Source organism: Vibrio sp. 1F253 (genome assembly GCF_041439295.1).
Classification (GTDB): domain Bacteria; phylum Pseudomonadota; class Gammaproteobacteria; order Enterobacterales; family Vibrionaceae; genus Vibrio; species Vibrio tasmaniensis_A.
In genome coordinates, this window is the sequence record NZ_JBGONU010000022.1 from 63,760 (window position 1) to 75,237 (window position 11,478).

Below are 11,478 nucleotides of genomic sequence, written 5' to 3' on the forward strand. Positions count from 1 at the left end.
TTAAGGGTTATAACAATGAATAAATATCAACTTCCAAGTGATTCAAAGTTACGCAGTAAGGAATTTGTATTCGGTGTCGCGACATCTTCATACCAAATTGAAGGCGGCGTTGAAGAAGGCGGTCGTACACCGTCTATCTGGGACACTTTCTGTAAGACGCCGGGCAAGGTCGATAACGGCGACAGTGGTGATGTGGCGTGCGACCACTACCACTTATGGCAACAAGATATCGAGATGATTCAAGGCTTAGGCGTTGATGCTTACCGTCTCTCTATCGCATGGCCGCGCATCCTTCCACAAGACGGTGTTGTGAACCAACAAGGTTTAGAGTTTTACGGTCAGATCATCGATGAGTGTCATGCTCGTGGCATGAAGGTATATGTGACGCTTTATCACTGGGATCTTCCGCAATACCTTGAAGATAAAGGTGGCTGGCTAAACCGTGAAACGTCTTACAAATTCGCAGAATACGCAGAAGTGGTGAGTAAGTACTTTGGCGATAACATTGACGTATACACCACGCTCAATGAACCGTTTGTGTCTGCATTCCTAGGCTACCGTTGGGGCGAACATGCACCAGGTATCAAGGGTGAAAAAGAAGGCTACCTAGCATCTCACCACCTAATGCTGGCACACGGTTTGGCTATGCCGATCCTTCGTAACAATGCCCCTCATGCTAAGCATGGTGTGGTATTCAACGCGACGCCAGCTTACCCGCTGACGCCACAAGACCAAGCGGCAGCCGATTACTGCGAAGCCGAGAACTACCACTGGTTCATCGACCCAGTATTAAAAGGCGAATACCCACAGCTAGTGGTTGAACGCCAAGCGATGAACATGCCGATGATCCTTGAAGGTGACTTAGACATCATCAGTGCTCCGGTTGATTACATCGGCATCAACTACTACACACGCAATGTCGCTCGCTTTAACGAGAATGGCGACATCGAATCGGTGAAACAAACTGAAGCTGAACACACTTACATTGGCTGGGAGATCAACCCACAAGGTTTAACCGATTTATTGGTAAGACTAGATGCTCGCTACGAAAATATGCCACCTATCTACATCACAGAAAATGGTGCTGCAGGCAACGACGAGCGTGTTAACGGACAAGTGATGGATGACCAACGTGTTCGCTATTTCCAAGGTCACATCGAAGCGGTTCACAACGCGGTTGAAGCCGGTGTGAAAGTTGATGGTTACTTCGCTTGGAGCCTGATGGATAACTTTGAGTGGGCATTCGGCTACTGCCAGCGTTTTGGCATTGTCCATGTTGACTACACCACCCAAGAAAGAACATTGAAACAGAGCGCAATTGCGTATCGAAATATGCTGCTAGAGCGCGCTGAGGAGAACAGATAATGGCTAAAGTAGAATTTAAGAACATCAAAAAATCATTCGGTGATGTTGAAGTCGTCAAAGAGTTTGATTTTACGGTTGAAGACGGTGAGTTCGTGGTTTTCCTTGGCCCGTCTGGCTGTGGTAAATCGACAACGCTACGCATGCTTGCTGGCCTTGAAAGTATCAGTTCTGGTGACATCGTGGTTGGCGGCAAGCTGATGAATAAAGTCGACGCGAAAGACCGTGACTTAGCGATGGTATTCCAAAGCTACGCACTGTATCCGCACATGACCGTTTACGAGAACATAGCATTTGCTCTTAAACTGAAGGGCATGCCAAAAGCAGAAATCGACGTAGAAGTGCTAAAAGCGGCGAAAATGCTAGAGCTTGACCCGCTACTGAACCGTAAGCCAAAAGAGCTTTCTGGTGGTCAACGCCAACGTGTGGCAATGGGCCGTGCGATGGTTCGTACGCCGAAGGTTTTCTTGTTTGATGAGCCATTATCTAACCTAGATGCAAAACTTCGTGGCGTGATGCGTGAAGAGATCAAACACCTACACCGCGAGCTTAAAACCACCACGATCTACGTAACCCACGATCAGATCGAAGCGATGACACTGGCGGATCGCATCGTGATCCTGAAAGACGGTTATGTTGCTCAAGTTGGTACACCAACCGAGGTGTTCCAGCGTCCTGCAAACAAGTTTGTCGCGCAATTCATTGGTAACCCGTCAATGAACATGTTGGAAGCAAAACTGATTGAAAAAGAAGGCGAGTACTTCGTTGAAATTGGCGATGTTCATATCCCACTGCCTGAGCGCTTTAAGTCTCTGGCGTCTAAGAACCTAGCGCTGCATTTTGGTGTTCGTCCAACAGACATTCACCTGCGTGCCGAGCAAGTTGACCACGACCGCGTGCTGCCATTCCCTGTGAAAATCAAAGACAAGGAATTACTGGGCGCAAGCATTCTTCTGAAAACAGAAATTGGCGGTCAGCCGTTGATGGTTGAAACCCAAGCGGCTGAAGTGGATGTAAAAGATCTGACGCTTTACTTGGATTTGGATGCTTTCCACTTGTTTGATGCTCTGAGTGAGAACTCGCTAGCGAGCTAGTCAATTACGAGCTAGTCAGTCAATTTAAGTCAGTCATTGAGCTGACACCAACCAACTTACGACAAATTGTTTTGGCTCCTCCTGAGTTGGGAGGGGCTAGGGATAGTGATGATGAAATTCGGATATTTTGACGATAAAAACAAAGAATACGTAGCAACCACACCGTGCACGCCGATCAAATGGTGTAACTATGTCGGCACATTAGATTTCGGTGGCATTGTCGATAGCAACGGCGGCGTACTACTGTGCAAAGGTGATCCTGCACTCAACCGCATCACCAAGTATATTGCTCAGCTGCCAAACTCAGACTTCAAAGGCTCGACCATGTACCTTAAGGTGCGTGATGAAGCGGGCAACGTAGAGGTGTTCTCACCTTTCTACACGCCAACTTTAAAGCCGTTAGATAAGTTTGAAAACCACACCGGTTTGTCATACACCACCATCGTTGCAGAAGCCTTTGGTGTGCGTTGTGAAGCGACGTTCTTTGTACCAAAAGCTGACCAAGTACTGCTACAAGACATCAAAGTCACCAACATTTCAGACAAAGCACTGCACGTTGATGTAGTGCCTGTTTACGAATTCACGCACTTCGATGCGCTTAAACAGCTACTGAATGCGGACTGGGTTCCACAAACCATGACGCTAAAAGCACACCAGCAAGAGTCTGGTCATACCGTGCTTGAGCAGTATGCTTTCATGAAGCGTGACTACGCGGTGAACCTAATGACAGCGGATCGCCCTGCGACGTCTTTTGATGGTGATCGCCAATCGTTCCTAGGGAATTTGGGCTACGGCACATGGGCAGCACCACAAGCACTAAACAATGATGAATTAGGCAACACCGAGTGTTTGCGTGGCGACAACATTGGCGCACTGAACCTGCGTCTGGGTTGGCTATCTCCAGAGCAGACAGAACGTACGATTGTACAAATCGCGCAAGAACAGAGCCTAGAAGCCGCACTTCCTCTGCTGGCTAAATATCGTGACCATCAAGTGGTCGATTCTGCTTTCGCTGAACTGGCTGAACATTGGGATGGTTACCTACAAGCGGTTCAGGTTGAAACGCCAGATCCTGCAATGAACTCAATGTTGAACGTACATAACCCACGTCAGTGCCACACAACCAAAAACTGGTCTCGTTACTTGTCTCTGTATCAGCTTGGTTATGGTGCTCGTGGCATCGGTTTTCGTGATTCTTCGCAAGATACTTTAGGCGTAATTACTCACATGCCAGAAGAGGCGCGCGAGTTCATTGAGCGTCTATTGTCTGTTCAGAACACTAACGGTTCTGCGATGCACCAGTTCTTCCCATCAACGATGGAAGCGAACGCGGGTGACTCTCGTGAAGAGGAAGATCGCCCGGATTACTACGGTGATGATCATCTGTGGATCATCTACGCGGTGACGCAATATGTGAAAGAAACGGGCAATGCAGACTTCTTGAATAAAGAGATCCCGTTTTATCAAAAAGACAAAGCGGGCAACCCAGTTGAAACGGGAACGGTTTGGAACCACCTGTGCCGAGCGATTGAATTTACCTACACCAATACTGGCGAGCACGGCCTACCGCTGCTAGGTTTTGCTGACTGGAACGACACGGTGAACCTGCCAACGGGTGCTGAGTCGATGATGGTGGCGAACATGTACGGCAAAGCACTGCTCGACATGTTGGACTTGTGTGAGCTGCGTGGCGAAGCGCAACTGACAGCTAAGTTTAAAGAGCAGTATCAACAGATGCAGAGTACGGTGAATGAGTGTGGCTGGGATGGTGAATGGTTTGTTCGTTACTTTGATGAGCAAGGCTTGCCGATTGGTTCTCACAAGAACGAGCAAGGACAGATCTACACTAACGGTCAAAGCTGGCCTGTGATCTCTGGTTTCGCGACTCAAGAACGCGCAACTCAAGCTCTAGATTCGGTTTACAACAAGCTGAATACAGCGAATGGCATTAAGCTTTCAACTCCTGGTTACAATGGCTTTGATCCGCAGCTAGGTGGTGTTTCAACTTACCCACCAGGTGCAAAAGAGAACGGTGGTATCTTCCTGCATTCCAACCCTTGGGTGATGATCGCAGAAGCGAAAGTGGGTAACGGTGAGCGTGCTTATGAGTACTACCGTCAAATCAACCCAGCTTCTAAGAACGACGACATTGATACCTTTGAATCTGAGCCTTACTGCTACCCACAGAACATTCTGGGTGACGAGCACAAACAGTTCGGTTTAGGCCGCAATGCGTGGCTTTCTGGTACGTCTTCTTGGACATACGTTGCGGGTACGCAATGGATTCTGGGTGTTCGACCGGAAGTGGATGGCTTGCTGGTGGACCCATGTATTCCTGCTGAGTGGCCTGAATTCAAAGTCCGTCGTCAATTCCGTGGTGCGACATACCATATTCATGTCACTAACCCGAATAACGTGTGTAAGGGTGTGGTTGAAATGAAGGTAAATGGTGACCTGATTTCAGGTAATAAAGCGCCAGTATTTACCTCTGGTGAGCACACCATCGAGGTGATTTTAGGTTAACAAAGAGAAGGGCGCTTTATGCGCCCTTTATTGCTTTTTGGTTTCTCTTTAGTGTCGCTTTATTTTGGTTGCATCACTGAGGTTGATAGCTGGCTTGGCATTGCCAAGTAAAGGTCTGAGATTGGTTCGGGCTAAGCGTCAATAAGCCTATCTGGTTGTTGAATGCATCAGCTGGGCAAGTCATTGGTTCTATTGCAATGCTTTGTTCGCTCGTCGGCGTGTAAAGCTGAACGAATGGGTAGCTTGCATCTTGTTGATAGCGAATAGCGGCAGACGAATCTGAGCGTGTAAACGCAAGTTGGTTGGTTGTCTTGGAATCAAATTCAAAGCAGTGATTTAAGCTTTGATTGGTGAGTGAATCGTCCAAAGACAAACGGTCAAAAGCGTGTTTTTCACCATTGGGTAGGTCGTTTTCGTGTATGACCTCAGAGCAAGGCGACATAGCGAGTCCACATTGTGCTAGCTCAGTACCGAGTGAAAAGTAAGGGTGCCAAGCATCACCGAATGGGAAGGCTGAATCACCAAGGTTAGAGACGGTTGTTGAAGAGGTGAGCTTGCCAGTGACGTCAACCGTGAAGGTTACATCAAGGCTGAAAGCAAACGGGAAAGCAGGGTGCAATGACGACGTTTGATACTGCAACGTCACACTGGCGGATTCTTCAGTGGCTACGTTGTTTGTGATTGAAAAAGGTTGGTTGTAGAGCAGGCCATGTACGGCGTGATCAGACCAAGGAAAGTTAGCTGGGAGTTGATGGTTTTGGTTATCGAAACTGTAACGACCTAAGTTTAAACGGTTTGGAAAAGGGAATAATTTAGCACTGCGGGAAAAGAACGGATGTTGGTTGATCAGTTCATCATAATTCTGATAACCACAAATAAAAGAGAATGGACTGTTATTTACGGTATATTTATTAATAACAGCACCAAATCCATTGATTATTTGAAGTTCTATACCATGCTGGTGGTTTATTAATGTGACTGAGTCAATATTTCCAAATTTTTCATTTATAATTTTAAACATGTTGATGTCTCCATTTTAAAAAGATATTAACAAGAAGAAAAAAATATTCAATGGCGGTTTTAAAATGAATAATAAAATTCCATATACGAGCTACTCAGGAAATTCGGAACACTTATGTAAAAAAGGTGATGCAGTTGAATTTATTCAACCTTGGTACACGCCAATTTCTACCACACCAGAAAATACCGGTATGGCGGTGGGCGGAATTGGTAACACATTTACACTCACACCAAACGGCAACACGCCTAACTTCAGCTTTATTCCGGGAATCTTTGTCGATTGTTCAGAGCAAGTTATTAATTTTAATGATTTTTATGCGTCAGTGATGAATGTGCCGACTATCGATACGCTGCAAGTCCTTAATGAACAAGAGCTGAGTGTTCACCTAAACTTTTATCCTGCCTTGTTTGATGGCAAGAAGATCGAAAGCAAAAACATATCGAATGCGATTAACCTGATTAGAGCAGCATTAAAAAATGGTCGCTTCTACCAAGAAAATAAAGCTAACTTTACAAAGTGGAACGTTGAATTTTCAAATAAGACTCAATTATTGATTGAAGAAGATTCAGCTTCAATAATTTGTCAATTATATGTCGCCTTAGATTTCTTTAATGGTTTATTAACAAATGATACAACGAAGTTATTATCGCTTACCGCGGGTGATAATAATCATATAGATAGTGTTAATGGTAGGGATATAGAATATCAAGCTTTGTATCCATTAGCTGAATATAAATACAATAGCTTCGAAGATATTAATATAAAGCGTAAGGTAGTATCTCCGATCGTTAAAGAGAACAAACGCCTTTGTTCATTACCGATGCACTGGAATCACTTCGAATTAACCAATAATTCAGCGCAAACTCGAGTTATTACGCTTGCTCAACCGCTACAAAACTTGATTGGTTCAACCTATCAAAAAGGTCGCGATGGCATTCAAGATTCGGCTTGTACCTTATCTCAAAATCCGATCGCTCAGCAGCATGAAGTGGTTAACTTAAAAGGCGAAAGTCACAGCTTTACCGGTGTTCAGCTGTCGAGCCAATCGCCTTATCAGAGCGATATTGAAGGCGAAGTGGTGTTTGGTGTTCAAGCGGATAACCATTTGACGAAATTAGGCAAGGTCTCGATTTCTGTGAAGCCAACGCTTTACACCTCTAAGAGTGCTCAACAAACCGAGTTCGCACTGAAAACAGGCCGCACAAACACTGAGTTTCAAACTGGTATCTATACAGGGCGTGAAGCTCTGAGCGCATTGGTGGTGGTTCAGGTTGAATTGGAAGCGGGTGAGTCTGTTGATCTGCGTTTTGCGCAGGTAATGGCGCACAGCAAAGTCATGCTTAATGGCTGGTATTCAGATAAGGCTTACACGCAATTTTACCCGCAAACGCAACCAGCTCTGCTGATGTTAGAAGATGTATTACCAGAGGTAGAAGTGATTGAGCAACAGATCGTCGAACAACAAACAGCTTTCCTCGAACAAGCTCAAAGCAAGATATCGCAGCCAGAATCGGCATTGCGTTATGCGACGATGGCAATGAACTCATTGTCCTTCCTAGCCGAATCAACGGTATGGGATAAAGAAGATAAGTTCTTGGTGAAAGAGTGTGTCGACTATCCATTCTTTAACTCTCTGGATGTGTATTTCTACGGCTCATTCTCACTGCTTTATTTGTTGCCTGAGCTTGATGGCTGTGTGATGAAAGAGTTCTCGAAAGCCATTTTGGCGGAAGACTTTACTCAGCGTCGCTACTGGGAATATGAAGCGACGCCTAATGCCGAATTGATTGATGACAAGTACCAAGGCGTGCGTGCCATTCGAGGTGCGGTAATCCACGACTTGGGCAGCCCATTCGACATCCAGCCAGACGCTTACAGTTGGCACAACGTGAAAGAATGGAAGGACCTAGCGCCGAAATACATCTTGATGGTGTTCCGCCATTATCAAAACACCCAAGATCTCTCTGTGGTTAAAGAGTGCTGGCAGGCTGTGACTGAGAGTATCGATTTCTTATCGAACTTGATCGCTGAGGGCGATGATTTACCGCTAACCCGTGGCACAGACGATACCTTTGATAACCTTGCGTCTCACGGTATCTCTATTTACTGCGCGAGCCTTTGGGTAGCTGGCCTACAAGCCGCGAGTGAACTTGCACAATTGATGGGCGAAAGCGATCTAGCTAGCGGTTACTTAACGCGTTCGAAAAAGGCGTTAGCAACAGTTGAGCAAAGCTTGTGGGATGACAAAGAGGGTTACTACCACTTCTTCGTGACGCCAGTTCAAGCCAAGCATTTAACCGGTGCGGGCTACCAAGAATTGGAAACATTAGGCCTGACTTTGACGGGCGACGCGATTGCTGACAAGAGCACACTCAATGCCTATCTTAATGAAACGGACGCCTCAATTAATATCAGTAAGGTATCTCAAAGAGCCTCCAAGAAACGTTTGCTGAGTGAAACGGCGCCACAAGCCTTTACTCCAGAATACTTAGATTTAGTGCCAGATTCTGACAACAGCTTTGGCGATGCCCTGTTGGCTGATAGCTATCTAAAGTTGATCGGACTCGAGGGTATTTTCCCGCAACAGAATATCCAACGCGCATTGGACTATGTTTATAAGCATAACTTCGAAATCAACAGTCCTGAGTTGGGTGTTGCGAATATGACGTTAGCCGATGGCTCTCCACATGAAGCATTTCAGGCACAAGATGTGTGGATTGGTGTTCAGTTTAGTGTCGCAACAGCGTTGAACTTAGCGGGTAAATCGCAGCAAGCAGAAACATTGATGGATACCGTGTATACCGCACTCTATGACTATTCGAAAATTCCATTTGCAGCGCCAGAGGGGTTCAACTGCTCAGTCTCATTTGATGATAAAGATCTTTCAGCATCTTTTAAATTGTCACAAAATGATGCGAAAAAGTGGCTTACTGCGCTTAAATTACAAAAGTGTGTACTATCTGACGGTCGGGTGAGTCCTAACCTGACTAAAGACAGTGATAAATTTGTTAGTATGTTGCAAGGTGAAATTTCAGCTGATGAGGCCATGGCTCTTCACAAATGGCTACTGAGCACAGGGTTGAAATATACCGCTGGTCGCTATTTCCGACCGGGGATGATCTTCGCCTATTTGTATTGAAAGAACTAAAAGCTAACTAGTGAATTGAAAAATAGGGGGCGATTACGCTCCCTTTAATCGATTGAATTTAAGGTATCGAGATGCGTACTAAAACAAAAAAAACCACCGTATACGATGTAGCAAGACTGGCTGGTGTTTCTCCCAGCACCGTGTCTCGCTTCCTTAATCGAACCACTTATGTGTCGGATGATAAAAGCCAAAACATTGAGCAAGCCATTAAAGACACGGGCTACAAACCTAACTTCCAAATGCAAGAAAACACCAACCGACGCTCGCTCACTATTGGTGTCTTGGTGCAACACCCTGATAGCCCCTACACCAGTCGTATCCTCAACGACATGGAAAAAACGCTGATCGCTCAAGGCTATTCATTAGTGATCGCAACAGGGCATTGGCAGAAAAAGCTAGAAATGCACGCGTTGGAGTATCTGGCGAAAAGTAACGTGGATGGAATGATCATCGTGACAGGAAGCATTACTCAGGAAGAGATTGCTAAGTATGCACAAGACATCCCTATCGTGATGGTTGGTTACGATTTTGTTGAGAATAATGTTCGCTCCATCAATATCGACAACGTGTTGGGTGGCTATATGGCAACCCTACATTTACTGCAACAAGGGCATGTGAATATTGCTCATATTAAGGGGCTTTCAAGTCAACCTGATTCGGGAAATCGTTTTGAAGGCTATAAGAAAGCACTTCAAGAGGCAGGTATTAAAGTGATGCCAAAACTCGTTAAACAAGGTGATTTCAGTAGTGAGTCTGGCTACGAGAAAACGGTCGAGTTGATTGAATCTAAGGTTCACTTCTCCGCCTTGTTTGCTGCTAATGACCAAACGGCTTACGGTGCGATTAAGGCGCTGTCTGACCACGGTTATAAAGTGCCAGAAGATGTGTCTGTGATTGGCTTTGATGACTTGCCGACGTCTAAGTATTTCACGCCAGCGTTAACGACTTTGAGACAGCCTATTGAAGAAATTGGAGAGGTATGTGCTCAATCGATTTTGAATCTGTTATCTGGCGAGCGGCATGAAGCTCGACTACCACCCATTGATCTAATCGTCAGAGAGTCGACCAAGTCATTGTATCGTTAATTTCAAGACAAGCCTCAAGGTGTTGTGCCTGTGATGATTCGTATTGATGTCAGTGCGAACCGTGGTGCAGGAATGTCGCTGAGTAAAGCTATCGATCTCACTACTTATATTTGCGCGTTCACATTGTTCAATATGGGGATTGAATTGTGAGCTAAATTAGCTGTGAGATAATAAAGATGTCACATATTTCATGTGGCATTTTTTATTTGTGGGAAAAATAAACCTTGCATTGAATTTGTCGAGAAGTTTGTAGTGCACGGATATTAAGGTGTTACGTATGCTTACGTTAGTAAAGCGATAAATACTGTAATATCCAACCAAGTTAAACGTCACTACTTAGCCTTCATCCTAGACGGCTTTATTATAGGTTTTCGAATGAAAAAATTAACTCTAGCTCTCATTTTGTCCTTTTTATCGTCAGTCAGTTACAGTCAGGATTCTGAGTTTTATCCTGAATACTATTCCCAAGAAGTTATATCAAATGATCACTTAACTTTTGTCCTTAACTTTGATTTGGACTTTAAGTATGACAAAGAACGCTACATTGAAGCCGCTAACAAATGGCTAGGCATAATCAAAAAGGTTGATGGAAAAGATCAGCACACAATTAACATTGAAATTATTGTGTCAGATGATGTGGAAGAGTACGGCTTAGCGGCAGTAGAAGAGTATGAAGACAATATCCCCTCATTAGGCATTATCTGGATTAGCTCAGATCTCCATGAGCCTGATTTTGATCCCAAAAGCTATAAGCCAACTATTTTGCATGAATTTGCGCATATTTTTGGCGTTGGAACTTCAAGTGACGTGTTTATAGACGATTCAAAAGAGATTGCAGGTAAAGGTTTTTGTATGGAAACCAGCAAAGCAGTTACTGCCTATAATGAAGCTTATAATAGAGATTATGAATGCTTGCCATTTTCCGACGGCGGTCATTTATACGATTACATCAATGGGACTGACGACAAACGCGGTAAGGATTCTAAAGGCCGAACTATTCCGCCAATGCCTAAAGAGTTAATGGCTAATGGTGATGACTTGGGACCGGTGACGTTGTCAATTATTGATGATCTAGGCTTTGAACTTTACGATTAATTTTACAACGCCTTTAACTGGGCGTTCTTTAAATCTTCAAAGCTAACTCAATCACTACTTTAGGTTATACGGGGGCATGTAAGCTAAATCACTTTTGTCGGGTGGACGACACTTGTTACCAAGTGCCGTCTCCCTAAGAACCCAGCGTGC

General features: G+C 44.9%; 7 protein-coding genes. 6 read left to right on the forward strand and 1 reads right to left on the reverse strand.

Annotated elements, in window-relative coordinates:
• Positions 1-15: 15 nt before the first annotated feature.
• The 3 genes from ACED28_RS12845 to ACED28_RS12855 all read left to right on the forward strand — a co-directional run bounded on the left by ACED28_RS12845 (position 16) and on the right by ACED28_RS12855 (position 4,979).
• Positions 16-1,365, forward strand: coding sequence for a GH1 family beta-glucosidase (locus tag ACED28_RS12845; RefSeq protein WP_041473183.1), 1,350 nt, complete (start codon positions 16-18; stop codon positions 1,363-1,365).
• Complete coding sequence (locus ACED28_RS12850) at positions 1,365-2,456, forward strand: ABC transporter ATP-binding protein (protein ID WP_009846155.1); 1,092 nt, start codon at positions 1,365-1,367, stop codon at positions 2,454-2,456. Before ACED28_RS12845 ends, ACED28_RS12850 begins: the two co-directional genes overlap by 1 nt.
• A 108-nt stretch (positions 2,457-2,564) precedes the next feature.
• A complete protein-coding gene (locus ACED28_RS12855; protein WP_371709994.1) occupies positions 2,565-4,979 on the forward strand; it encodes a GH36-type glycosyl hydrolase domain-containing protein in 2,415 nt (804 codons plus the stop codon).
• A 73-nt stretch (positions 4,980-5,052) separates the two neighbouring features.
• On the opposite strand, the gene ACED28_RS12860 is transcribed toward ACED28_RS12855, so the two are convergent.
• The gene (locus ACED28_RS12860) at positions 5,053-6,000 is read right to left on the reverse strand and encodes an aldose 1-epimerase (RefSeq protein WP_371709995.1); all 948 of its coding nucleotides are present in this window, start codon (positions 5,998-6,000) and stop codon (positions 5,053-5,055) included.
• Positions 6,001-6,064: 64 nt separating this feature from the next.
• Here ACED28_RS12860 and ACED28_RS12865 point away from each other — a divergent pair, with 64 nt between their 5' ends.
• The 3 genes from ACED28_RS12865 to ACED28_RS12875 all read left to right on the forward strand — a co-directional run bounded on the left by ACED28_RS12865 (position 6,065) and on the right by ACED28_RS12875 (position 11,328).
• Entirely contained in the window at positions 6,065-9,139 is a 3,075-nt protein-coding gene (locus tag ACED28_RS12865) for a GH116 family glycosyl hydrolase (protein ID WP_371709996.1), read from the forward strand.
• 80 nt (positions 9,140-9,219) lie between these two features.
• Positions 9,220-10,233 carry a LacI family DNA-binding transcriptional regulator gene (locus ACED28_RS12870; RefSeq protein WP_004732795.1) on the forward strand — a complete coding sequence of 338 codons (1,014 nt, stop codon included), beginning with the start codon at positions 9,220-9,222 and terminating at the stop codon, positions 10,231-10,233.
• Positions 10,234-10,608: 375 nt separating this feature from the next.
• Positions 10,609-11,328 carry a hypothetical protein gene (locus tag ACED28_RS12875; protein WP_371709997.1) on the forward strand — a complete coding sequence of 240 codons (720 nt, stop codon included), beginning with the start codon at positions 10,609-10,611 and terminating at the stop codon, positions 11,326-11,328.
• Positions 11,329-11,478: the final 150 nt, after the last annotated feature.

Excerpts from the sequence above, each read along its gene's own strand:
- ACED28_RS12850 (WP_009846155.1), top strand. The coding sequence starts at position 1,365 with ATGGCTAAAGTAGAATTTAAGAACATCAAAAAATCATTCGGTGATGTT.
- ACED28_RS12865 (WP_371709996.1), top strand. The coding sequence starts at position 6,065 with ATGAATAATAAAATTCCATATACGAGCTACTCAGGAAATTCGGAACAC.
- ACED28_RS12870 (WP_004732795.1), top strand. The coding sequence starts at position 9,220 with ATGCGTACTAAAACAAAAAAAACCACCGTATACGATGTAGCAAGACTG.
- ACED28_RS12860 (WP_371709995.1), bottom strand. The coding sequence starts at position 6,000 with ATGTTTAAAATTATAAATGAAAAATTTGGAAATATTGACTCAGTCACA.
- ACED28_RS12875 (WP_371709997.1), top strand. The coding sequence starts at position 10,609 with ATGAAAAAATTAACTCTAGCTCTCATTTTGTCCTTTTTATCGTCAGTC.
- ACED28_RS12845 (WP_041473183.1), top strand. The coding sequence starts at position 16 with ATGAATAAATATCAACTTCCAAGTGATTCAAAGTTACGCAGTAAGGAA.
- ACED28_RS12855 (WP_371709994.1), top strand. The coding sequence starts at position 2,565 with ATGATGAAATTCGGATATTTTGACGATAAAAACAAAGAATACGTAGCA.